The 24,524-nt window shown below is 40.3% G+C and carries 19 protein-coding genes; 12 read left to right on the forward strand and 7 right to left on the reverse strand.

The window, feature by feature from the left end; all coding sequences use genetic code 11:
* Positions 1-13: 13 nt before the first annotated feature.
* The 7 genes from porL to FHX64_RS05335 form a co-directional block, all read right to left on the reverse strand.
* On the reverse strand, positions 14-865 hold the full coding sequence (porL, locus tag FHX64_RS05305) for a type IX secretion system motor protein PorL/GldL (protein ID WP_183412765.1): 852 nt from the start codon (positions 863-865) through the stop codon (positions 14-16).
* A 34-nt stretch (positions 866-899) separates the two neighbouring features.
* Positions 900-2,261, reverse strand: coding sequence for a T9SS ring complex lipoprotein PorK/GldK (porK, locus tag FHX64_RS05310; RefSeq protein ID WP_183412766.1), 1,362 nt, complete (start codon positions 2,259-2,261; stop codon positions 900-902).
* Positions 2,262-2,277: 16 nt separating this feature from the next.
* Complete coding sequence (locus tag FHX64_RS05315) at positions 2,278-3,261, reverse strand: PorP/SprF family type IX secretion system membrane protein (protein ID WP_183412767.1); 984 nt, start codon at positions 3,259-3,261, stop codon at positions 2,278-2,280.
* A 187-nt stretch (positions 3,262-3,448) separates the two neighbouring features.
* The gene (locus tag FHX64_RS05320) at positions 3,449-3,670 is read right to left on the reverse strand and encodes a DUF2795 domain-containing protein (RefSeq protein ID WP_002558131.1); all 222 of its coding nucleotides are present in this window, start codon (positions 3,668-3,670) and stop codon (positions 3,449-3,451) included.
* A gap of 133 nt (positions 3,671-3,803) precedes the next feature.
* Positions 3,804-4,361, reverse strand: a complete 558-nt coding sequence (locus tag FHX64_RS05325; RefSeq protein ID WP_183412768.1) for a cob(I)yrinic acid a,c-diamide adenosyltransferase — start codon at positions 4,359-4,361, stop codon at positions 3,804-3,806.
* A gap of 146 nt (positions 4,362-4,507) precedes the next feature.
* Positions 4,508-5,287 carry an O-methyltransferase gene (locus tag FHX64_RS05330; RefSeq protein ID WP_183412769.1) on the reverse strand — a complete coding sequence of 260 codons (780 nt, stop codon included), beginning with the start codon at positions 5,285-5,287 and terminating at the stop codon, positions 4,508-4,510.
* Between the two features lie 798 nt (positions 5,288-6,085).
* On the reverse strand, positions 6,086-6,793 hold the full coding sequence (locus FHX64_RS05335) for a GntR family transcriptional regulator (RefSeq protein WP_183412770.1): 708 nt from the start codon (positions 6,791-6,793) through the stop codon (positions 6,086-6,088).
* Positions 6,794-7,073: 280 nt separating this feature from the next.
* On the opposite strand from FHX64_RS05335, the gene FHX64_RS05340 reads away from it, so the two are divergent.
* From FHX64_RS05340 to FHX64_RS05395, 12 genes are all read left to right on the forward strand, one after another.
* On the forward strand, positions 7,074-8,390 hold the full coding sequence (locus FHX64_RS05340) for a dihydrolipoamide acetyltransferase family protein (protein ID WP_183412771.1): 1,317 nt from the start codon (positions 7,074-7,076) through the stop codon (positions 8,388-8,390).
* A 12-nt stretch (positions 8,391-8,402) separates the two neighbouring features.
* The gene (gene lpdA / locus FHX64_RS05345) at positions 8,403-9,761 is read left to right on the forward strand and encodes a dihydrolipoyl dehydrogenase (RefSeq protein WP_343053506.1); all 1,359 of its coding nucleotides are present in this window, start codon (positions 8,403-8,405) and stop codon (positions 9,759-9,761) included.
* 36 nt (positions 9,762-9,797) lie between these two features.
* Positions 9,798-12,275 (forward strand): alpha-ketoacid dehydrogenase subunit alpha/beta, encoded by a 2,478-nt coding sequence (locus FHX64_RS05350; RefSeq protein ID WP_183412773.1) that lies wholly within the window; start codon positions 9,798-9,800, stop codon positions 12,273-12,275.
* 77 nt (positions 12,276-12,352) lie between these two features.
* Complete coding sequence (locus FHX64_RS05355; protein ID WP_183412774.1) at positions 12,353-13,534, forward strand: PHP domain-containing protein; 1,182 nt, start codon at positions 12,353-12,355, stop codon at positions 13,532-13,534.
* Between the two features lie 34 nt (positions 13,535-13,568).
* Positions 13,569-15,530, forward strand: a complete 1,962-nt coding sequence (locus FHX64_RS05360) for an SDR family NAD(P)-dependent oxidoreductase (protein WP_183412775.1) — start codon at positions 13,569-13,571, stop codon at positions 15,528-15,530.
* Positions 15,531-15,565: 35 nt separating this feature from the next.
* Positions 15,566-15,946 carry a four helix bundle protein gene (locus FHX64_RS05365; protein ID WP_183412776.1) on the forward strand — a complete coding sequence of 127 codons (381 nt, stop codon included), beginning with the start codon at positions 15,566-15,568 and terminating at the stop codon, positions 15,944-15,946.
* 212 nt (positions 15,947-16,158) lie between these two features.
* Positions 16,159-17,433 (forward strand): zinc-binding dehydrogenase, encoded by a 1,275-nt coding sequence (locus FHX64_RS05370; protein ID WP_183412777.1) that lies wholly within the window; start codon positions 16,159-16,161, stop codon positions 17,431-17,433.
* Between the two features lie 58 nt (positions 17,434-17,491).
* Positions 17,492-18,793 carry a class II aldolase/adducin family protein gene (locus tag FHX64_RS05375; RefSeq protein ID WP_183412778.1) on the forward strand — a complete coding sequence of 434 codons (1,302 nt, stop codon included), beginning with the start codon at positions 17,492-17,494 and terminating at the stop codon, positions 18,791-18,793.
* A 2-nt stretch (positions 18,794-18,795) separates the two neighbouring features.
* A complete protein-coding gene (locus tag FHX64_RS05380; protein ID WP_183412779.1) occupies positions 18,796-19,713 on the forward strand; it encodes a lipoate--protein ligase family protein in 918 nt (305 codons plus the stop codon).
* Between the two features lie 270 nt (positions 19,714-19,983).
* Positions 19,984-21,204, forward strand: coding sequence for an oligogalacturonate lyase family protein (locus FHX64_RS05385; protein WP_183412780.1), 1,221 nt, complete (start codon positions 19,984-19,986; stop codon positions 21,202-21,204).
* 57 nt (positions 21,205-21,261) lie between these two features.
* Entirely contained in the window at positions 21,262-21,576 is a 315-nt protein-coding gene (gene rhaM, locus FHX64_RS05390; protein ID WP_183412781.1) for an L-rhamnose mutarotase, read from the forward strand.
* Positions 21,577-21,624: 48 nt separating this feature from the next.
* Complete coding sequence (locus tag FHX64_RS05395; RefSeq protein ID WP_183412782.1) at positions 21,625-24,513, forward strand: exo-beta-1,4-galactosidase; 2,889 nt, start codon at positions 21,625-21,627, stop codon at positions 24,511-24,513.
* Positions 24,514-24,524 lie beyond the last annotated feature (11 nt).

Below are 24,524 nucleotides of genomic sequence, written 5' to 3' on the forward strand. Positions count from 1 at the left end.
GGTACCTTTTCTTTTATGATTTAATAGATAAAGCGCTAAGCATATTGCCATATATGTCGTTTAGTTCTCCAACTCTATGTGATAATTTTGTTGTCTCACTCACATAATCTTCTGTTGCCTTTAATGCTATTGCGGCATTTTGTTGGACATTTTCCATGTTGGAATTGACCAACTTATACGAACTAACATATTGAGATAATGAAGAATTAGATTCAAGAACAGCTTGCAAATGTAATTCATATTGCGTATTGATAGACGACAAATGATTATTTATAGCACTAACATTCGTAGCAAAACGTTTAGTCTGATCAGCTGTTGTGCCCATTTGCTCTTCGGTGGTCTTATATGACTGCAAAATATTTTGAGCTACTTCTGTCAATACCTGCTGTGAATGCGCATATTCCTTCGTAGCAACAGCAGCAGACTGAATGGATTGCACATATGTTGTTGTGATTTCTCCTGCTGATGCAATATTTGTCAGTTGATGGGCTGTTTCACTTAAATTCTTAATACTTGTCTGTAACCGCTTTATTTGTTCCTCATCTAAAACATTACTTGCTACTGTCGTTATAGGCTGACGATGAGCACCTATACCACTACCACCGCTTTCAATAGGAGTATGCCCAGATTCATTAAAATGAGGGAACACTTTGCTCCAATCAAATTCACGAGGTGGATGCTCTAATCCACTAAGGGCAAATAAAAAAGCTTCTGTTCCCATTCCAATTCCCAATAACCAGCCTGCACCAGGAAAATGTTGAATTTTAAAAAGTGCACCAATCAACACAACAGATGCCCCAAATCCATAAATTTTGGCAGTAATTTTTTTCCCCTCTTCCGTTTCAATAAAATGAAGTAACCCCATAATATAATAACAATTTAATTTACAGTCTTCTGTATCAATAATTAGTTTTCGTAATTCTTCTTAAATTAGTTGATTTTACACAGCGAAAACCAATGTATGAACGCGACACATTCTGATATTCAAATGAACGCGCTCCGCATTGTAAATAGGCTGCAACGTCTTTCCATGACCCACCTTTTATAATCTTACGCTTCAATATGTCAGGATCACTTGCTTTAGCATTGTATGTAAAACTTGGGTTTAAATCTGACATTTCATTTGCACTAACTGGCAAATACGCAGATTCTGTCCATTCCGACACATTTCCAGCCATATCATAAAGGCCATAACCATTGGGAGGATATGATGCAACCTGAGCTGTCCGAACAGCCCCATCAGCACGATAATTACCCCGCATAGGTTTGAAATTTGCCAAGAAACAACCTTTTGCATCACGGATATATGGACTTCCCCATGGATACATAGCTTGCTGTTTACCGCCACGGGCCGCCCACTCGAATTCAGCTTCCGTCGGCAAACGATAATCTTGTCCTACATATCCGCTTTTACGATTGACATAGTTAGTACGCCAAGCACAAAAAGCATTGGCCTGTTCCCATGTTACACCAACTACCGGATAACGATCATATGCATTCAGTATAAAATATTTTGTTGTTGGATCATTATATGAATAGGTAAAATCCGACACAAATGCAAGGCGATCCGGATATGCATTAATGATTTTGGTCATATAAAAATCATTCATACTATGAATTGGTGATATTCTTTTTGTCCTAATTTTTATCGTTCCATTATCCATATAATAATCATCCACCAATGCATATGAATTACTTGGATAACGACCTAATGAACGATCAAATTTATTGCATTCTTTAGCAGCTTGCTCAATATCCAACCATTTGTATTGGTAGTCTAAAATTTCAAAATGATTATTGTAGTCCTTCAGACAATTCCATAAAGAATCCTTGACTGGATCTTCTTCCCCTGAAGCTTTTGTCCAGGAACGATTCCAAGGAATTGGCCTTTCCCAATTCAAATGAGAGGTATCACGCCTCATTGTCCATTTTTCAGGATTTGCACTAGCAAGTAGTTTACGTGTGATTGAATCTCGCACCCAGACTACAAATTGACGATATTGTGCATTAGTGATTTCTGTCTGGTCCATCCAGAATGCATCAACTGACACCATCTTAGACTGTCCTTTGTATGACCAAAATGCATCCTGATCATTAGGCCCCATCATAAAAGCACCTGGTTTGATCCAAACCATGCCGTAGGGAACGGTTTCTTTGACCTTAGAGTTGGAAACGCCCATTAGTCCTCCGCCTGCCATAGGTTTTGGAGTGCAACTCACCAACATCCCCAAAATGGGAAAAAGTAACAATAATTTTCTCATATCGAGTTATTTATCTTTACAATATTCTAACGCTTTTATATTTATTCCTCTTCTTTGCAAAAGAAAAATTAAAATGGTATGATATCATCAATTCATGTGAACCAAAAGAAGAACTAACCAACGCTGTTATTGGCAAATCAAAAGCATAACCAATAGATAATCCATTGCTCAAGTTCACTCCTCCCGTAAAAACAAATGAATCATTAATTCGATAGGCTAATCCACCCCAGAACTTTTCTTTGTAATCCATTAATAAATCAATATCACTTTGCATATTCACAAAATCAGTTTTTATCAATACAGAAGGTTTGAGTATAAAATTCGGATTAGCAAGTGCAATATTATATCCTCCCATCAAATAGTACATATTTCCAACATATGTTGATTGAGTCGAAGACCATTGCACGGTAGGTTCATTAATATTTAATGCTGAAATTCCAACATACATTTTAGGAGAATAATAGAATGCGCCTAACCCTAAATCTAGGGCCATTCCATAAACCTGACTTGTCGGAATCAAAGGGTCAGAGGATGCCGGTATGTGATAATCATTCCCGTATACCCCCGTAGGAATATGGGCACTATCACCCGAAAATCCAATCTTTATCGCGCCGATATTTAATCCAAGGCTTAAAGTTCCATTAGCAAAATTCATTTTATAAGCACCCTGTATTTCTGCCTCTTGTTTATTAAACAATCCAAGGCTCTCATTATCAAAAGAAATTCCAATGTTACCTTCCTTGTTTTTCACAGCAAAAGGGATGCTACCATGGAAATTAGCATCCACAGGAGCACCCGAAATTCCAATCCATTGAAGTTTGTAAATGCCGTTGAGTGTAATATTGCTGTATTCTGCCAAGGCAGCCGGATTATAAGATTCTTTTGCAAACATATATTGCGAAAATTGCGACACAAATTGTGCATTCATCTTGAATGTCAACAGAAAACAAACTAAAACAAGAAAGATACCTTTTTCATTAGGTACTTGCAACGTGTACATATAAAAAGCTTTCTATTTCAGATTACTCATTGCGTTTAAATAAAGCCACATACAATGGCAATAGAAAGAAAGATATTTAATACAACGTTTTTATCCTTGTATTTAGTATGTTTGTGTTTAACTTTAACGACTTGGCTTTAGTTGTCCCTTTAATACAGCTTTAATAATGAGTAAAACACAAAAAAAATCAATACTCCTCTTCATTAAAGAAGAAGTCCTCTTTACTTGGATAATCAGGCCAAATATCTTCGATACTTTCGTATATCTCTCCTTCGTCTTCCATTTCTTGCAAATTCTCAATCACTTCCAATGGAGCGCCAGATCGCATGGCATAGTCGATTAATTCGTCTTTGGTTGCAGGCCAAGGAGCATCTTCTAGCTTTGAGGCAAGTTCTAATGTCCAATACATATAGGCTTTTCTAAAGATGTTATGTTTGAATCCCCGATTATAACTCTCTTATTTTCAACGCGAAAAATATATTTTACTGTTTATTTTCCCGCGTTAAAAAAAATATTCATCAGTCCGCAAAATTACAAAAAATCTAATACCAACAAAGGGATTTCCATAAAATTTCAGCGCTATTTTCATCAAGGGCAATTTTCCTTGCAAAAACGAAGAAGAAATCAGATAATCTGTTGATAAAAACCAAACAATCCTTATCAACCGGATAATGTGAATGAACCTCCCAAATGCGACGTTCAGCTCTTCTGGCAATCGTCCGGCATACATGACATTGAGCCACTGATTCACTCCCAGAAGGTAATATAAATCCGGTTAATGGAGGGAGCTGCTGAGTATAAACATCCATCAACGATTCCAATTCACCAGTAGCTTTGACAAACCCATCATTCTTTTGTTTTATCCCGGGATGGCTTTTATCCGTAGCTAATTCAACGCCAAGATCAAATAGCAGATTCTGTATTTTAGATAAAATCCGGATAGACTCTTTATTAGCAAGCTTTGCAATCAATAACCCGACATTACTATTTAATTCATCAACAGTACCATAAGCTTCCAGTCTCTCATCTGTTTTCGAAACGCGAGTTCCACCTATCAACCCCGTTGATCCACTATCACCAGTTTTTGTATATACTTTCATTGTTTATGTTGTGTTTTTAGAAAAAGACAATATATGTTGACCAATATCATCATATCCATAATAATCTATAACTTGGCTTATCCCACATTCCATTATCTTAAGAATACGACCTATATTTCTACAATTCATTTTCTAACTATTTCTTGTCAAAAAGCAACAATATAGTCTTGCTTTATCAATTCTTCATTAAAGAACAAAAGTCCCATTCCAAAAAGATCAATGGACAACCGCACCCGGGGATCTTGTTTTAATACCTGCCAGGCTTCCTTCATAGAAGGCGACCAATGAATGTCATCTACTGCAAAGATAGTTCCTGAATGTATTTTGGGCAAGCACCACATAACATAACGTAAGGTTGCCTCTTTTGTATGGTTGGCATCAAAAAAAACAAAATCAAGTTTATCTACTATTTCGAGAATCTTTGGCAAATGCTGATCTATAGTACCACTAAACAAGTTTATATTATCCTTCCCAAGTTGGGCAAAATGATTCCGGGCATATTCGCAAAGTTTTGAGTCCCCTTCTATTGTATACACCGCCGCATGCGCATTTGCCGAAGCCAAATATGATGTTGTAATTCCCATAGCAGTACCCAGCTCAAGAATAGTTTGTGACGTATTCATATTAGCTAAACGAAACAATAGCTGTGCATATTTTGCTGATTTTACAGAATATTTGGCCACTGAAGCAATTGTTCGTTCTGTGTATTTTCCTGCTCCAAAATCTTCAACCCGAATCTTTTCTTTATTCTCCAACAAAGTATCTCGCAGCGCTTCAATCGGTTCATAGCAATAAAAATATTCTTGAACAAAAATCACCTCTGTCAAAAGTCGAAAAACGAAAGGAGAATGAATGCCAAATCCTTGCCGATGGCGTGCTTTCAAAAGATAGCAAACATATTCTTTGGTAGTATACAAATAGTTCATACAAACGAATAGATGCTACAAAAATACAAAAAAGTATCATGAGTGCTTTAATTTTATGCTACTAATATTGATTGGATACACAATTGGAATGGCAAATGGCGTTTTCCGCCAAAGTAGCACACCGTAATATTTGTAGAAAAAAAATCGATCGCTATCCGCTAAGTGGAAACACAGCAAAACAGTAGATACAGAGCAAAAAAACACATGATAATGAATCCTGATCAGATGTGTATATCAAAACAATCAAGATAGCCACAAACAGAAAAGAGGCAATTATCACTTTGAATCCAATAAAGCCATACCAGTGTAACATCGGTGTTATACCGGTGTAATGTCGATGTAATAACGAAGGTACATCGAAGGAGAGTCGGAGGATCATCGAAGATGACACGGAGAAAAGTCGGAGTTATGTCGGAGGATAGTCGGAGGATCCACGGAAGATATTCGGAAGATCGGTATTGGAACAGAGGACATAAAACGCTGTTTTACCGGATTTCATTTCAAGAAAACACTTCGGAAATAAGAGAGCTTTCATTACAATATTTCCCGTTTGAGTTACAAATATAGCTATTTCTTATTCAACCTTCGCAAATAAAATAACTTTCTGATATATTAAAAAAAGAAGTATACAAATTTAGCAAAAGCACTGAATATCAGCGACTTTACAAGGCACAACAAACTTGCTTTTTTCGACACAAGGAAGAATTATATACTATGTTTATTATCGATCAAATGCACATGTTACTTTTTTCATAAACCCGCAGGTTATTTACAGGCATAAGCTGAATAAATAAACATTCAGAACGTTCCGAATAATCCAATTTCATCTGTAATGCAAAACACCTGGCTATAAATATTTACACCTACTTTATTCGTATCAAGCCGTCGATCGAGCTGCAAGACAGGATGACCGGGTTTCACCCTGAAATGTTCCTGTAATTTTACATTTGCTTTGATAGCAAATAATTGTTGAATTCCCCCTGTAACATACAATTGATATTTAGCACGCAACACATCAAATAAAGATTTATTTTCCAGATTGAGTGAAGTAAATCGGGGAAAATTGATATTCGGGAGCATCGTAACATCATAAAATACCGGCTTCCCATTAAGCGAGCGTAATCGTTCGAAATAAATACACCCCACTTTTTGTTCCTGGTCGCTAACCGCAAATGAAAACGCTTTGTCCCATGCACGGACTTCCGGTTTACAAATAATTTTAGTAGTCAACATATTATCTCCTACAGCCGTAGTTGTACTATGCAAAGACAGTATTCCTATCCCTTGAGGAACGCCTTTAACCACGCTTCCCTTTCCCTGATGCTTGACAATAAAGCCATCCACCACCAAACGATCTAATGCTTTACGAACAGTCGGACGCGCAACACTATGAACTTTAGCCAATTCGTTTTCAGATGGCAATAAGCTACCTTCAGTATATATACCTTCGTTAATCAAATTCCGAAGCGTCTCGTACAATTTTTTATGTTCCGGTAAGTCCTTCATAACGTTTTCAATAAGTATTAGAGAAATCCGGGGCAAATATAATGGAATAGATGCTGAAATCAAAACTTTCTCAAAGATATTTGTATATACAAGCAACAAATAAATCAAGTAAATACAAAACACAAGTATCAATAATAGAATAATATATAATCACATAATATTTACTTGTAATTATATGTCATAGTAAATAACTTTGTAATGAAAGATATTGGATATATTTTTGCTATTACCATTCAAACTATACAACATTGCAAAATACATTAAACAAAATCATATACCAATGGCAACAATAGTCATTATGCCCAAACAGGGTCAATCAGTTGAAAGCTGTATTATTACATCCTTCAATAAAAAGAAAGGTGAGAGTGTAAAACAAGGAGAGGTACTCTTTGGATATGAAACGGATAAGGCTTCTTTTGAAGAAACTGCCCCGATAGATGGCACCATACTGGAACTGTTTTTCGGGGAAGGCGATGAAGTGCCTGTGCTGACAAACGTCTTAGTGATCGGACAACCCGGAGAATCAATCGAAGAATTTCTTCATGCGGATGCAGCACCGGAATCAATTCAAACAACGGAAGTTTCTCAACCCATCATTCCGGAAGCCAAGACTGAAAGTCCCGCCGTAAAAACTTTATCAAGCCTCTCCGGAGCAGTCTCGCCACGTGCAAAAAAGCTTGCAGAGAAAGCAGTCATCACAACTTCCGAAATAAAAGGTACTGGACCCAAAGGCCGTATTATCGAACGTGATATACAAGACACCATTTCCAGTCGTCCTAAAATGACGCCATTAGCAAAAGCAGAAACAAAAGTGACAGGCAGTGTTGCAACAGAAGGAAGCGGACTCTATGGCGCTATTACAGCAAAAGATCTTTCAACAAGCAATCCTGTTTATGGCAACGATTGTGAGATAAAGCCCATCACAAACATGCGCAAAATTATTGCAAAGGCAATGCATGCCTCACTGCAAAACTCGGCGCAACTTACCCACCACCTTGGAGCAGATGCCCGTCGGATTTTGGAACTGCGCGAGCAAGTAAAAAAAGCAATCGAAAAAGGTTATCCTACCAATGTTACTTTGAATGATATGGTTGGCATGGCTGTGATTAAGGCATTAAAGAAATTTCCACAGGTCAATACGCACTTTTTAGGAGACAGCATTAAATACTTCAATAAAGTACATCTTGCTTTAGCTGTAGATACAGATCGCGGTTTAATGGTACCTGTGGTAAAAAATGCGGATGATCTTTCCATACAGGGATTATCCAATCAATTCAAAGAAATTGCCAATGCATGCAGAAAAGGGAGTATCGACCCGGATTTGTTATCCTCGGAAGCGGCAACATTTACCATTTCCAATCTCGGAAACTATGGCGTGGAAATTTTCACACCTGTCATCAATCTGCCGCAAACAGCCATTCTGGGAGTCAATACCATTATTCCCCGTCCTAAAGACCTGGGAAATGGCGTTTATGCTTTTGTGCCATACATTGGCCTCAGCCTCACTTATGATCACCGGGCTTTAGACGGAGGGGAAGCCACCCGTTTTCTAAAACAAATTGCAATAGAAATTGAGAATCTTGAATTTGAGCTTTAATAAATACTACATATTATGATTGATTTAGCAATTATTGGAGGAGGCCCCGCTGGATATGTTGCAGCAGAACGAGCTGGAGCCAAAGGACTGTTCGTTACGCTTTTCGAAAAGAAAGAACTAGGCGGAGTATGTCTGAATGAAGGATGCATACCTACAAAAACGCTGCTATACAGTGCAAAAACATATGACAATGCGTTGCATGGAGATAAATATGGCATTACGACCGAAAACGTGACTTTTGATTTTGAGAAGATCATGTCCCGTAAGAACAAAGTTGTTCGCAAACTGGTAGCGGGTGTTGGCACAAAAATGAAAATTCACCATGTTGACGTCGTCAAGGGTGAAGCCATAATTACAGGACGATCAGCGCAAGGGATCGAAATAGATAGCAATGGAATCCGTTTTATTGCCAAAAACCTGTTGATTTGTACAGGATCGGAAGCATTTATACCGCCCATCCCCGGATTAAAAGAATCAGGGGACATCATTCTGACCAACAGGGAGATTCTTTCTTTGAACGAACAACCCAAATCGCTGGTTATTATAGGAGGAGGTGTTATTGGGATGGAGTTTGCCAGTTTTTTCAACAGTCTCGGCACAAAAGTCACTGTCATAGAAATGCTGCCTGAAATTCTGACCGGCATGGACACAGAAATGAGCGCCATGATTCGTGATGTTTACACAAAGAAAGGGATCGAATTCAATCTATCTTCGAAAGTAACCGGGGTCAATGGCAATGAAGTCACATACGAGAAGGAGGGCCAATCCTTTACGGCGTCCGGAGATAAAATTTTGGTCAGCGTAGGGCGCCGTCCGGTGACACAAGGTTTTGGACTCGAAAATCTTGGGGTCGAATTATTCAAAGGAGGCATCAAAGTGGACGAAAAGATGCGCACCAATATTCCCAATGTATTTGCTGCAGGTGATGTTACCGGATTTTCTCTCCTGGCTCACACCGCAAGCCGTGAGGGAGAAGTTGTCGTAAATAACTTAACCGGACAAAAAGACCTGATGCGATATCATGCAATTCCCGGAGTTGTGTACACCAATCCTGAGATTGCAGGTGTCGGTCTGACTGAAGAAACAGCCAAAGCTAACAATATTCCATTCAAAGTAGCAAAGTTACCCATGACTTACGCAGGTCGTTTTATGGTTGAGAACGAAGGTTTTAACGGACTTTGCAAAGTACTGATCGGAGAAAAATATGGAGAAATCCTAGGCGTACACATGCTGGGAAATCCTTCAAGTGAGATGATTTACGGAGCTTGCATGGCTATCGAAAGTGAACTGACTTTACAGGAAATGAAGGAAATTGTGTTCCCCCATCCTACTGTTTCCGAAATATTTAAAGAAACCATTTTTGAATTCTAACACCACTTCAAATAAACAACTAAAACATAACATACCATGCCTAAAAGTCAATTTATCGATCCTGTAAAAATGCGTTCGGCAAGCGAGATCACGTTTACGCCTATACCTGTCAATCAATACAACAAAACCATCAGGGAAGAACTCGACAACAAGAACTTCACCAAAGAAGAGTTGCTGCATATCTACCACGATATGGCAATGATCCGTGAGTTTGAAACCATGCTCAATTTAGTAAAAACAACCGGAGCTTATAGTGGCATTGCATACAACAATCCAGGGCCAGCCCACCTTTCGGCAGGGCAGGAAGCTGCTGCGGTAGGTATGGCGTACACGCTAACGATTGATGATTTTATTTTCGGCTCACATCGAAGCCATGGCGAAATTCTGGCAAAGGGGCTTCGCTCCATCCAGCAACTGGATGATGCCGCATTAACGAAAATCATGGAAGATTTCTTCGGAGGAACCGCCTACAACATCGTAAAGAAAGATTTTAATGGTTCTGTAAAAGAATTGGCAAAGCGTTTTCTTCTTTATGGCGTGATGGCTGAAATCTTCGCTCGTGAAACAGGATTTAATAAAGGACTGGGAGGAAGTATGCACGCATTCTTTCTGCCATTCGGCATATATCCCAACAATGCTATTGTAGGAGGAAGCGCCGACATTGCCGTAGGAGCCGCTTTATTTAAAAAAGTAAACCGTAAACCCGGACTTGTCGTAGCAAACATTGGTGATGCTTCCATGGCCTGCGGCCCTGTATGGGAAGGGATGATGTTTGCTGCCATGGATCAGTTCAAACAGTTATGGGCTGATGATATGAAAGGCGGGTTACCCGTTGTCATCAATATCATGAATAACCATTATGGCATGGGAGGTCAAACATGCGGAGAGACAATGGGTTATGATATTGCAGCACGGATAGGCGCCGGCATCAATCCGGAACAGATGCATGCAGAACGGGTAGACGGATATAATCCGCTGGCTGTAATCGATGCATACCGCCGCAAACGAGAGATTATTGACAAACAAAAAGGAGGCCCGGTTCTGCTTGATGTTATGACCTATCGTTATAGCGGGCATTCACCATCCGATGCCTCTTCCTACCGTTCGAAAGAAGAGATGGAAGCATGGGAAGAGCAGGACTGTATTTTACAGTTCGGGAAAAAGCTGATTGAAGCCAACATAGCCACCCAGATTGATCTGGACAAAATACAAGACAGTGTCAAGGGAAGCATGGTCGATGTCTTTAAACTTGCTATTGATGAAGAAATTTCACCACGGATGGATTTGCATAAGACTCCTGAGTTATTGGGAGACATGATGTTTTCCAATAAAACAGTGGATTCATTTTCGAATGCTACTCCTGATGTGAACCACCCGTTGAATGAAAATCCCCGAGTCAAGCAAATTGCCGGAAAAGAACGTTTTGTTACGGACAAGGAGGGGAAACCCGTATCGAAGATGAAACAATATCAACTGCGCGATGGATTATTCGAAGCTATTATTCACCGTTTTTATGAAGATCCCACGTTGATTGCCTACGGGGAAGAAAACAGAGACTGGGGTGGCGCTTTTGCCGTCTATCGCGGCCTTACGGAAGCCCTACCCTACCATCGTCTTTTCAACACACCTATTGCCGAAGCTTCTATTGTCGGGACAGCCATCGGATACGCCATGTGTGGCGGGCGGGTGATTCCCGAAATCATGTACTGTGATTTCTTGGGACGTTCCGGAGACGAAGTATTCAACCAACTGCCCAAATGGCAGGCTATGAGTGGTAATATTTTGAAAATGCCGGTTGTAGTGCGTGTGTCCGTTGGATCAAAATATGGAGCGCAACATTCACAGGATTGGACATCACTGGTGGCTCATATTCCGGGATTGAAAGTTTGCTTCCCAGTTACTCCATACGACGCCAAAGGACTTATGAATACTGCATTACAAGGAACAGACCCCGTGATTTTTTTCGAAAGCCAACGTATTTATGAAATAGGAGAACAATTTCATGAAGGAGGAGTACCTAAAGGTTATTATGAAATACCTTTCGGTGAACCTGATATCAAGCGTGAAGGAAAAGATATTACCATTCTTACCATTGGAGCCACATTGTATCGCGCCCTGGAAGCGGCAAAGATATTGGAAGAAAAATACGGAATGAGTGCGGAGGTGATTGATGCTCGTTCATTGGTACCATTCAATTATGAAAAAGTCATTGAATCGGTAAAGAAAACCGGCAGAATTGTTTTATCAAGCGATGCCACCCAGCGCGGCTCTTTCCTCAATGACATGGCTCAGAATATCTCGGAATTGGCTTTTGATTATCTGGATGCGCCTCCGGTAGTTGTCGGTTCGCGTAACTGGATCACTCCGGCTTACGAACTTGAATATGCATTCTTCCCTCAACCGGAAACCATTATCGATGCTATTCATGAGAAAATCATCCCGCTGAAGGGTTATGTTCCTTTTGCTAATTTTACCGATGCAGAACAAATTCGCCGCGCAAAACTGGGAATCTAAAACGCACATTCGGGGTGTGGCATAAAGTCGCTCACCGAATGGCTTTTGCAAACACAGATGTTTAAAACAATAAAATAATGACACCCCTAAAGGTTAATGCACATCTCCATACGCCCTATTCATTCAGCGCTTTCAAAGATATTAACGACGCTTTGGACAGAGCTGTTGCCGAAGGCGTGCAAGTAGTAGGCATCAATGATTTTTATATGACAGCCGGATACAAAGACTGGGCTGAAGGTTGTACTTCACGAGGCTTGTTTCCACTTTTTAATATAGAATTTATCAGCCTGAATGAAGAAGATCAGAAGGCTGGTCTCAGGGTAAATGATCCCGGCAATCCGGGACGAACCTATCTGAGTGGAAAAGGCCTTTCCTATCCGTTTAAGCTCGACGACCCTTATGCTTCTTTCTTAGCAGGGGTAGTAGCCGAATCGAATGCGCAAGTCAAAGCCATGTACCACAAAGTAAATGAAATACTGGCAGCAACCAAGGCAGGCTTTACGCTTAACTTTGAATGGATTGAAACAGAACTGACAAATGGCTTGATTCGCGAACGTCATCTGGCCAAGGCGTTACGTATGAAAGCATACGAAAATTGCGGCAACAATGATGTAGCAATTAAAGAATTACTTCATAAACTCTTCGGAGGGAGAGAGCTAAAATCATCTGTTTCAGATCATGCCGGCGTAGAAAATGAGATTCGCGCCAATTTATTGAAAGCAGGTGGCGCCGCTTTTGTCCCTGAAGATCCGAAAGCGTTTCTTCCGATGCAGACGGTATGCGAAATTATTCTGGCGGGAGGAGGAATCCCTACTTATCCATTTCTGGCAGATGATGCAAAAGGGGGATATACTGATTTTGAGAAAGATCTTGAACGTGTAGCCCAACAACTCACCGGACGTGGCTTTCATTCCGTAGAGTTCATCACTACCCGGAATGATGTGCATTTGTTGGAGAAATATGCTTCGTATCTCCATGATCAAGGCTTTGTGGTCACTCTCGGCAGCGAACACAACACGCCTGCTATGGAACCGCTTGAACTGTTTGCCCGCAATAGTGCGCCTCTGACCGAACGATTGCTGCAAATCAATTACGAAGGCGCCTGCGTCGTAGCTGCTCACCAACATTTGGTTGCCCAGGGGCTTTCAGGATATGTAGATATTCAAGGCAATGCTGATCGCAGCAAACGCGAAGATTTTGTGAAGCTTGGCGATGAATTAATTAAAAGCAAAACCGCACAGGATGTAACACATGCCTGACAGGCATTATGCAACTGCGGATTATTAAACGAATATGAAAGAGATACAACAACTGATCGAAATATCGCAATTTTACGGACGCGATAGCCGTTTTGTGATTGCCGGCGGAGGCAATACTTCGTACAAAAATGGCGAAACAATATGGGTAAAAGCCAGCGGATCGTCATTGGCTACAATTGCCGAAGATGGTTTTGCCGTGCTTGACCGTTCCAAACTTAACCTGATGTCGGACAAGCAATACAGTAATAATGCCACAGAACGGGAAGAGGAGGTCAAGAACGATTTAGCCGCCGCTACCCTCTCCAAAGGGAGACGACCTTCAGTTGAGACTTCGATGCATAATGTCATTGATTACGCTTTTGTAGTGCATTTGCATCCGACAGCCGTGAATGGATTGATGTGCTCCCAAGATGCAGAAGTGAATCTGAAGAAGCTTTTCGGAGGGCAGGCGTTATATATTGAATACACTGATCCGGGCTATGTATTGTTCAAAAAAGTGGAAGATGCCATCAAACAGTATCGTAATAACTTCAATCAGGAGCCACAGGTAATCTGGTTACAAAACCACGGCATCTTCGTTGCAGCCAACACCATTGAAGAAATAAAAGAGCTTTACGATCAAATTTTTCATACACTTGCTAAAACGATTGGCTCCCCTATTCCTGAAGGCGAACGCGCAGCTTGTTCCCACACCGAGGAAATCCTTCCCGGACTTCGTATGATGCTTTCAAACGAAGGGATTAAAACATTAAAACTTCGCAAGAATGAACTGATAAAATTCTTCTATGACAGAGAGGAAGAACAGGTCGGCATTGCCCGTCCTTTTACTCCCGATGCGATTGTCTATTGCAAATCGAACTATATCTTTCTGAATGAGGTAGAACCTGAATCTGTATTATCTGCCGCTCAAAAAGCCATCCCGGAGTTTCAGAATAAATTCGGCTATTTACCCAAAGTCATTCTCATAAAAGGCATTGGAATTGTAGCTGTAGGTGATAATGCCAAACAATGCGACATCATCCTCGATGTATTCGAAGATGCCATAAAAATAGCTTATCTGGCAAAATCGTTCGGTGGCGCACATCCGATGACACAAGAGCAAATCGATTTTATCGATCACTGGGAAGTGGAAAATTATCGCCGCAGTGTAGCAACAGGCTCTTCTTCCGGTCGTGTTGAAAATAAAACTTTTGTGGTAACCGGAGCAGCCCAGGGCTTTGGAGAAGGCATAGCCCGCTGCCTGCTACAGGAAGGAGCCAATATTGTAGTTGCCGACATGAATGGGGCCGTTGGCATAGCTACGGTGGAACGTTTCAACATCATGGCAAAAAACAACCGCGCTCTTTTTGTAAAAACCGATGTCAGTAATATTCCAAGCATTGAAAACCTGGTTCATCAGACAGTTTGTCACTTTGGCGCTATCGACTGTTTCATAAGCAATGCAGGTGTTCTACGGGCAGGAGGACTGGAGGAGATGACTCCCGAAAATTTTGAGTTTGTCACCAAGATCAATTACAACGCCTATTTCTATTGCACCAAAGTGGTAAGCCGCGTACTGAAATTGCAAACAAAATATGCATCAGCCGCTTATTATGCCGACATTATCCAGATCAATTCCAAATCAGGATTACGTGGTAGCAAAGCCAATTTTGCTTATGCAGGCGGAAAATTCGGGGGAGTTGGATTGACCCAGTCATTTGCACTCGAACTGGCACCATTCCGGATTAAAGTCAACGCTATCTGTCCGGGTAATTTTTATGAAGGCCCGCTATGGAGTGATCCTGAAAATGGCCTTTTCGTACAATATCTTAAAGCAGGGAAAGTGCCCGGAGCCAAAACAGTTGAAGATGTAAAGGAGTTTTACCTGGCCCAAGTACCCATGAAAAAAGGATGTTCACCGGAAGATGTTACGAAAGGAGTATATTACCTGATGGAACAATGCGGAGAAACCGGTCAGGCATTACCAATTACCGGAGGACAGGTAATGCTTTCATAAAACCAGAGCCAAGAATCAAGAGCCAAGATATTATTATGCATAATTTCAAGAAATTAGTTATTTGGACAAAATCAGTAGAATTTGTTACTGAGATTTATAAAACGACTAGCACATTCCCTGAAAATGAACGTTTTGGCTTAGTTTCTCAGTTACAAAGAGCAGCAGTGTCTGTCCCTACAAATATTGCAGAAGGTTCTGCAAAATCAAGTACTAAAGATTTTGCCCGTTTTCTCGAGATTTCTCTTGGTTCTACTTTTGAACTGGAAACAGAATTATTTGTTTCTCTCAATTTATCATATGTCAATTTGGAACAATATAATCAGTTGATTAATAAACTAACTGAACTACAAAAGATGATACTTGGATTCAAAGAAAAATTACAATCTGAGAATCAGGAGCCAAGAATCAAGACTTGATGAATCTCTTGAAATTTTGATGTGACACATAGAAACATTGAAGAAACAACAACATAAAATAAAATACCCAGAGTAATCAGAACTGTTTCAATTATTGACTCTTTTACTTTACTCTTGCCTCAAATAATAACACTAAAAAAATCCTGGGATTAATTGTCAGGTCACAGATTATTATCTGGATTCTTGACTCTGGATTCTTGGTATTGAACAATATGAAAACAAAAGCAATTCGTCTTTACGGCAAAAAAGATCTTCGTATGGAAGAATTTGAGTTGCCCCAAATTCAAGACAATGAAATACTGGCAAAAGTCGTTTCCGATTCGCTCTGCATGTCGTCATACAAGGCTTCGAGCCAGGGAGCCGATCACAAACGCATTCCGAATGATGTAGCTCAAAACCCAATTATCATCGGGCATGAGTTTGCCGGAGAATTGGTACAAGTAGGAACCAAATGGGCGCATAAATTCAAGGCAGGCGATAAGTTTTCCATTCAGCCGGCATTGAATTATGAAAACGGACCGGTTGGCATACTCAGCGCACCAGGATACAGTTACCCATATATCGGCGGTGATGCCACCTATGTGATCATTCCAAACGAAGTAATGGAACAGGATTGCCTGTTGGCCTATAACGGAGAAGGATATTATCCGGCATCGTTAGCAGAACCGCTATCATGTGTGATTGGAGCCATGCATGCCAATTACCATCTTACTCCCGGCAGTTATGTCCATAAAATGGAGATTGTTGATAAAGGGAAGATGGCCATTCTGGCAGGTGTAGGGCCTATGGGTCTGGCAGCGATCAATTATGTACTCCGGCGGGAAGAGCGGCATCCGTCGCTTTGTATCGTAACCGATGTGGATCAAACCCGGCTGGATCGCGCTGCAAAGCTTTATCCGGTTGAATTTGCCGCCACAAAGGGCATTGACTTGCGTTACATCAACACTTCGAATATGACAAATCCTGCCGAAGAGTTAAGAGCAATAACCGGCGGAAGTGGTTATAACGATGTTTTTGTATTTGCTCCGGTTAAACCGGTTGTTGAGCAGGCAGATGCTATTCTGGCATTTGATGGTTGCCTGAATTTCTTTGCAGGACCTGGTGATCCGAAGTTTAGCGCCATGTTCAATTTTTACAACGTACATTATAGCTATACGCATGTGGTAGGAACCAGTGGAGGCAATAAAGACGACATGGTGGAAGCGCTTGATCTGATGTCTAAAGGGCTTGATCCGGCAGGACTGGTAACACATATCGGCGGACTTGATGCTGTCATTGACGCAACCAACCATTTACCCGAAATCCCCGGTGGAAAAAAACTAATTTATACCCATATTAAAATGCCTCTGACCCCTATTGCTGAGTTTGAAGAAAAAGGGAAAAATGATCCGCTTCTGGCCAAATTATCCGATATTTGTAAAAAAAACGGGGGACTTTGGTCTGTTGAAGCAGAAAGCTATTTGCTAGCTCATTATGACAAACAGTAGATGTATTTTACAAACTTTCTTATAGCATCATGCTTTTGAACCATATATTAATCAGACAATGAAACAACTTGACACTCAATTGATGCATCCCAGCGAGCAACTGACTATTATCATCAGTCGCATTTATCGTAGCGGAATGACAACAACCTCCGGAGGGAACATCTCTATCAAAGATGACAATGGAGACATTTGGATCACACCGTCAGCCATAGATAAAGGGTCTTTGACTCCGGCTGATATTGTGTGCGTAAAAAAAGACGGAACCATCACCGGCAAACACAAGCCGTCGTCGGAATATCCTTTTCACAAAGCTATCTATGATATTCGTCCGGAAATGACGGCAGTTATTCATGCTCATCCGCCCGCCCTGGTATCCTTTAGCATTGTGGGCGAAATTCCAAACACCAATATTATTCCACAGGCTAAAAATATCTGTGGACCTATCGGTTTCGCTCCCTATGCCTTACCAGGCAGTCAGCAATTGGGAGAAAATATAGCGCATGAATTCAAAACGCACCCTGAATATAAAGCGGTAATAATGGAAAATCATGGCGTTGTGCTTGGCGGTACAGACCTGATGGATGCATACCAACGATTTGAAACGCTTGAATTTTGTGCCCGTACCATTATCAATGCAAAAACCATTGGCACGCCCAAGTATCTTACAGATAAGCAGATTATAGACTTTGAAAAAGCGCTGAATGTGAATATCCAGCCTTTTATGGATGTGACGTATCCGTCGGACGAACGCGCAATTCGAGCAGAAATCTGCAGGATTGTTCGTCGCGCCTGCGATCAGGGATTGATGATCAGTACGTATGGAACAGTTTCTGTTCGTTGGAAAGATAACGATTTTCTAATTACTCCTCCCAATATTGCACGTTGGGATATTCTTCCCGAACACATCGTGCAGGTGAAAAACGGAATGGTAGAAGCAGGTAAACATCCAAGCCGTTCGGTGGCGTTACACCAACTGATCTATCAGACTAATCCGAAAGTTAACTCTATTATCCTGACCCAGTCTCCAAACCTGATGGCGTTTGGTACTACAGGAGAAAAGTTCGATGTACGCACTATACCGGAAAGCTGGATTTTCCTTAAAGATGTTTCTTCTGTTCCTTTCGGCACACAACACGAAAATGCGGCTGCTGTTGCCGAAATCTTGCAAAATGTTCCTGCCGTAATTGTAGAAAATGATTCTGTAATTGTAACAGGGAACAAATTATTGGAGACATTCGACCACCTCGAAGTTGCCGAATTCAGCGCCAAATCGTTGGTTATGGCAGCGCCTATCGGCAAGCTGAAACCGATCAATGACGAGCAGATCGAAGAATTGCGGATCGCCTTTAACGTTCAATAGCCATGCAAATCATTGTCAGCGAAAGTTTTTCGCCGTCATTTAATCTTGCATCAGAACAATTTCTACTGACAGAACGTCAACATGACGTTCTGTTTTTCTATATCAACTCCCCTTGCGTCGTACTGGGACGTAATCAAAACGCTTATGCAGAGGCCAATTTGCCCTTTTGCCGTGAACAAGGAATAACTGTTATCCGAAGATTATCAGGCGGCGGAGCTGTCTATCACGACAATGGTACCATTAACTTCTGCTTCATTACCCGAAAAGAAAATCAACCTCTGGATCACGACAGACTTGCTGAAATTGAAGAAGCTTTAGATGATTTAGGGATTACTACAACACGGGGTGATCGCAAAGACTTATATATCAATCAGAAAAAAATTTCAGGAACCGCTTTGCATTGTACCATTGATAACGTTCTGTTTCATGGGACACTGTTGTATAATACAAATCTCAACCAGCTTCAACAAGCTTTATCTCCAAGTTTTCAGATGGAGAGTAAAGCTGTCAAATCGGTCAAAAGCGACGTAACCAATATCATAGATGCCCAATCAGGGAACATCAATCGGCAAAGCATTGAACACCACGCAGGCTCCACAAACTTCCTAGCACATCTACTGCGTTATTTTTCAAAAAAATACTCAAGCAAAATCCAACATTTTACTCCATTAGAAAAGCATGTAATTCAAGAATTACAAACAACAAGGTATGACACATGGGATTGGAACTTTGGACAAAGTCCCAAAACGACATTGCACCAAACCTTGAGGTACGGACGCAATAGCTACACACTAACCTTCAAAATTGAAAAAGGACAGATAACCGAAATACAAGGTGCTTGTCCATCTTCTTTAAAAAATTTATTGCTTGCACAACATGCAGATAAGCTGTGGGATTTTATCGCTTCTAACAAGCTGTAAGAAACCTCAAGTAATTTTTTTGGCTTACTATTCTTGTATTTTAAAGAGACAAAATGCGAATAGTTATTAAAAACAATCAATAACAAAATAAAATTGTTTTATCTAATCCACTAATACAGATAGCAATAAGGCTCAAATTAGATCAAAAAGCAAAGAATAAAAGTCAATTTCTTCAATAAAGTTTTAAGGGAAATTCAAGAACTTTGCAGAGTTAGTTTAAACAAACTATCCGAAAGAAGTCAAAATCTTATTTATTAATATCCCAAAACCATGAAGAAATCATCTTTACTTTTATTGGTATTCGCCTTATGTGTACAACAATCTCTTTTCGCATTGCCCACACTCGTTACCGGTGGAAAGAAAATGCCATATGAATGGATAGACAAAGACACTCACCACTTAATCATCCGGTTAACACAAAGGCCGGGAAACAGCGCAAGTTTCTATTTTACTAATGATCCGTTCATTTTAGGGGACAATGGGAATGGAGACCGTATGGTTTTTTATGGCAATAATCCCGCAAAAGGTGAATATGCCATGCAACTATTCACCGTTAATCTATCCAATTACAAAATCACACAACTCACCTTTGACAATAACCGTAAAAGCGGAGAAATTGTCGGAAGAAAAAGCCACAATATTTACTATCAGGAACAAGACCGCATCTTTTGTGTCAACGCCGACACAAAAAAAGTTAGTTTAGTATACACCTTTCCCGAAAATTTCAAAGGAAGCGTAACAGCCTTAAATGCAAATGAAACACTCTTGGGAGGAGTACATGCTACAAGCGCAGAAAAAGCTATTTTCAAGGCGAATCCACAAAAAAGAAAGTTTTTCACCAAGATATTTGAAGCCAAGTTACCTCATACGTTATTTACGATTGATTTAAAAACCAAACAGCTTCATAAGCTTTATACCGATAGCGCATGGCTTAATCATGTGCAATTCTCCCCAACAGACCCATCGCTAATGATGTTTTGCCATGAAGGAACCTGGCAAAAAGTTAACAGGATATGGACAATGAATCTCGTTACAAAACAAGTAACCTTAATGCACAAGCGCACCATGAATATGGAAATTGCCGGACATGAATGGTTTAGTCCTGATGGCAAAACTATTTGGTATGATTTGCAACAACCGAGAGGCAAAGTCTTTTATGTTGGAGGTACAAATGTAACAACAAAAAAAGAAGTCAAATACCAGTTAACCCGAAACGAATGGAGTGTGCATTACACCATTTCCCCTAATGAAAAATTATTTGCAGGTGACGGAGGGGATACTGTTTCGGTGGCAAATGCAAAAAACGGGAAATGGATCTATTTGTTTACCCCCGATGGGAATCATTTTTCGGCAGAACGATTGGTAAATATGAAATATGATCATTATCATTTGGAACCCAATGTGCATTTCTCTCCGGATGGGAAATGGATTATTTTCAGAGCTAATTTTGAAGGATTTGAGAGTGTTTATGCTGTAAAGATAGCAAAATAGACACAGCACAACATATTTCATGATCAAAAGAATTACAAACGCTAAAATTTAATCATCATGAAACGAGAAGGATTCAAAATGTTTTTAAAACCCGGTTGTGAAGCTGAATATGAGAAACGGCATAATGCCATTTGGCCTGAATTGAAAGCGCTTCTAAAAGAAACAGGAGTATCAGATTATTCTATTTTTTGGGATAAAGAGACAAATATACTTTTTGCCGTCCAAAAAATAGATGGAGGACAAAATTCCCAGGATTTAGGTTCAAATCCTATTGTTCAAAAATGGTGGGATTATATGGCAGACATCATGGAAGTCAATCCGGATCATTCTCCTATTTCCATTCCCCTTGACGAGCTGTTTTATATGGAATAAACCATATCTGCGTTATTATCATTATTGGATTCTAAAAATATCAATCAAGTGAAGAAGATCCTTTTTTGTTTTTTATTCGCTGTTTTGGGCCCATGGCTTTTGGCCCAACAAACCGTATCGCTTGCCGGGCAATGGCTATTTAAGATCGATCGAAACAATGAGGGCATTGCGCAAGAATGGTTTAAACATCAGCTAAACGACAACAACGATTGTGTGTATCTGCCAGGTTCGATGCTGGAAAACCGGAAAGGAGACGATATAACATTAAAAACAAAGTGGACTGCAAGTATTTACGATAGTTCTTTTTACTTCAATCCCGCATTAGCAAAATACAGGCAACCTGATAACTTAAAAATCCCATTCATGCTGACTCCTTTAAAACATTATGTAGGAGTAGCATGGTATCAAAAGAGCGTAACGATTCCTTCTGCATGGAAGAAGAAGAAAATTTTTCTATTTTTAGAACGGGCTCATATACAAACTACCGTTTGGGTAGACAATCATAAGGTTGGATCCCAACTATCATTAACTACGCCTCACTGTTATGATATAACAAAATATATATCAACTGGAGACCACAGAATCACAATACGAATTGACAATAGCCTAAAAACAACCATTAATCCGGGAAAAGATTCCCACAGTGTGACCGACCAGACACAAGGGAATTGGAATGGAATTGTAGGTAAAATAGAATTACAGGCCAAGCCATCCATCTATTTCGAAAACATTCAGGTATTTCCTGACATTAACAAGAAAGTTGCCAACATTCGGATTACGTTGGCTAATGACAGCCATAAATCCGTATCAGGAATTATTGTTTTATCGGCCAGGAGCTTCAACACCGATACACCCCGTGGCGTCCCTTCTGTAACAGTATCTTTCCATACGATCAACAAAACGGAACAAATCAATGTTTCGCTACCGATTGGGAATCAAATGCAATTATGGAGTGAATTTTCTCCTACTTTATATACACTTCATGCACTGCTAAAAGCAAAGGATATCATCGATCAGCAAAACGTTGAATTTGGAATGCGTAAGATAGATGCAAAAGGCAAATGGATATATGTTAACGATATACGCACTTTAATGAGAGGCACCGTCGAGAATTGCGTATTTCCCCTAACAGGATATCCTCCCATGAATGTTGCTCCCTGGGAAAGAATTTTCAAAATTTGTAAGTCATTTGGAATTAACCATATGCGCTTTCATTCTTATTGTCCTCCCGAGGCTGCTTTCAAAGCGGCAGATCTGGCAGGCGTTTATCTACAACCTGAAGGGCCGAGTTGGCCAAATCACGGAGTTTCTTTAGGGCGAGGCCTTCCGATTGATACCTTCTTACTGTCGGAAACCAAACGAATGGATAAAGCATATGGCAATTATCCCTCCTTTTGTATGTTGGCTGCCGGAAATGAACCCCGGGGCAATTGGGTGCCATGGGCAAGTAAGTTTGTAAATTATTGGAAGGAAACAGATAAACGTAGAATTTATACCGGATTCTCCGTAGGAGGCAGTTGGGCATGGCAACCTGCAAATCAATATCAGGTTAAGGCAGGAGCACGTGGATTGAATTGGGTTAATCAACGCCCTGAAACCATGTCGGATTTCAGACAAGAGATCGATACCATCAAAGAGCCATATATATCGCATGAAACAGGCCAATGGTGCGCTTTCCCTGATTTTAGCGAAATAGAAAAATATACGGGAGTGACCCGGGCAAAAAATTTTGAACTCTTCCGGGATCTCTTAGCCAAAAATGATATGGCCGACATGGCCCAAGACTTTTTAATGGCCTCCGGTAAGTTACAGGTTCTATGTTACAAAAATGAGATAGAAAAAATATTACGCACTCCTAGTTATGCAGGGTTTCAATTATTAAGCTTAACGGATTACCCCGGACAAGGCACTGCATTAGTCGGGGTTCTGGATCCTTTCTGGGATGAAAAAGGATATGTTACACCCTCTCAATTCCGTCATTTTTGCAATGCAACTGTCCCGCTGGTACGAATGCCGAAGTTTGTTTACAAAAGCGATGAAACATTACATGCCACTGCAGAAATCATTCATTACACCAATCAGCCTTTAATCAATGCTTGCCCTGTTTGGAGAATTAAAGATGCTTATGGAAATGTATTAAAGCAAGGTAAATTTCCGGCACAAACTATTCCGGCTGGAAGTCACCTCACACTGGGAGCAATCGATGTGAGCCTAAAATCCTTTACGGTTCCCTGTAAGTTAGATCTGGAGGTCGCTTTACAAGGAACATCAATCAAAAACAATTGGAATTTTTGGGTCTATCCCGATACCCTCACCATTGACACAACCCATATTTATGTCTGTCACACCTTGAACCAAAAAGCCGAAAGGATACTCAATGAAGGAGGAAAAGTCTTGCTTCTGGCTGCAGGCCATGTTGAATATGGCAAAGATATTATTCAATATTATCAGCCTGTATTTTGGAATACATCCTGGTTTAAAATGAGACCTCCTCATACGACAGGAGTCTATATCAACAATCATCATCCTATTTTTCAAAACTTTGTAACTGGTTATTGGGGAAACTTACAATGGTGGGAGTTGCTCAACCACGCACAAGTCATGCAATTGACAGACTTTCCTAAAGGATTTCATCCTTTGGTACAGCCTATTGACACATGGTTTCTGAGTCGAAAATTAGGAATGTTGTTCGAAGCACAAGTTGGCAAAGGAAGAATTGTAGTTACCAGTATCGATTTAGAACATCATTTAAATCAACGTCCGGTTGCCAGGCAATTATTGTATTCTATTACGCAATATATGAATTCATCCCGATTCTATCCCCAGTATTCGGTAAGCATACAAACCATCAAAGAGTTATTCACAAAATCATCCCGGCAATTCAAAACATACACCCATGATGCACCTGATGAGCTCAAGAAAGGGCAACAGAAATAACTAATACACGA

It is taken from the genome of Microbacter margulisiae (assembly GCF_014192515.1).
Taxonomy (GTDB): Bacteria; Bacteroidota; Bacteroidia; order Bacteroidales; family Paludibacteraceae; genus Microbacter; species Microbacter margulisiae.

Coding starts and splice junctions, on each gene's coding strand:
- porL (WP_183412765.1), bottom strand. CDS start 865: ATGGGGTTACTTCATTTTATTGAAACGGAAGAGGGGAAAAAAATTACT.
- porK (WP_183412766.1), bottom strand. CDS start 2,261: ATGAGAAAATTATTGTTACTTTTTCCCATTTTGGGGATGTTGGTGAGT.
- FHX64_RS05315 (WP_183412767.1), bottom strand. CDS start 3,261: ATGTACACGTTGCAAGTACCTAATGAAAAAGGTATCTTTCTTGTTTTA.
- FHX64_RS05320 (WP_002558131.1), bottom strand. CDS start 3,670: ATGTATTGGACATTAGAACTTGCCTCAAAGCTAGAAGATGCTCCTTGG.
- FHX64_RS05325 (WP_183412768.1), bottom strand. CDS start 4,361: ATGAAAGTATATACAAAAACTGGTGATAGTGGATCAACGGGGTTGATA.
- FHX64_RS05330 (WP_183412769.1), bottom strand. CDS start 5,287: ATGAACTATTTGTATACTACCAAAGAATATGTTTGCTATCTTTTGAAA.
- FHX64_RS05335 (WP_183412770.1), bottom strand. CDS start 6,793: ATGAAGGACTTACCGGAACATAAAAAATTGTACGAGACGCTTCGGAAT.
- FHX64_RS05340 (WP_183412771.1), top strand. CDS start 7,074: ATGGCAACAATAGTCATTATGCCCAAACAGGGTCAATCAGTTGAAAGC.
- FHX64_RS05350 (WP_183412773.1), top strand. CDS start 9,798: ATGCCTAAAAGTCAATTTATCGATCCTGTAAAAATGCGTTCGGCAAGC.
- FHX64_RS05355 (WP_183412774.1), top strand. CDS start 12,353: ATGACACCCCTAAAGGTTAATGCACATCTCCATACGCCCTATTCATTC.
- FHX64_RS05360 (WP_183412775.1), top strand. CDS start 13,569: ATGAAAGAGATACAACAACTGATCGAAATATCGCAATTTTACGGACGC.
- FHX64_RS05365 (WP_183412776.1), top strand. CDS start 15,566: ATGCATAATTTCAAGAAATTAGTTATTTGGACAAAATCAGTAGAATTT.
- FHX64_RS05370 (WP_183412777.1), top strand. CDS start 16,159: ATGAAAACAAAAGCAATTCGTCTTTACGGCAAAAAAGATCTTCGTATG.
- FHX64_RS05375 (WP_183412778.1), top strand. CDS start 17,492: ATGAAACAACTTGACACTCAATTGATGCATCCCAGCGAGCAACTGACT.
- FHX64_RS05380 (WP_183412779.1), top strand. CDS start 18,796: ATGCAAATCATTGTCAGCGAAAGTTTTTCGCCGTCATTTAATCTTGCA.
- FHX64_RS05385 (WP_183412780.1), top strand. CDS start 19,984: ATGAAGAAATCATCTTTACTTTTATTGGTATTCGCCTTATGTGTACAA.
- rhaM (WP_183412781.1), top strand. CDS start 21,262: ATGAAACGAGAAGGATTCAAAATGTTTTTAAAACCCGGTTGTGAAGCT.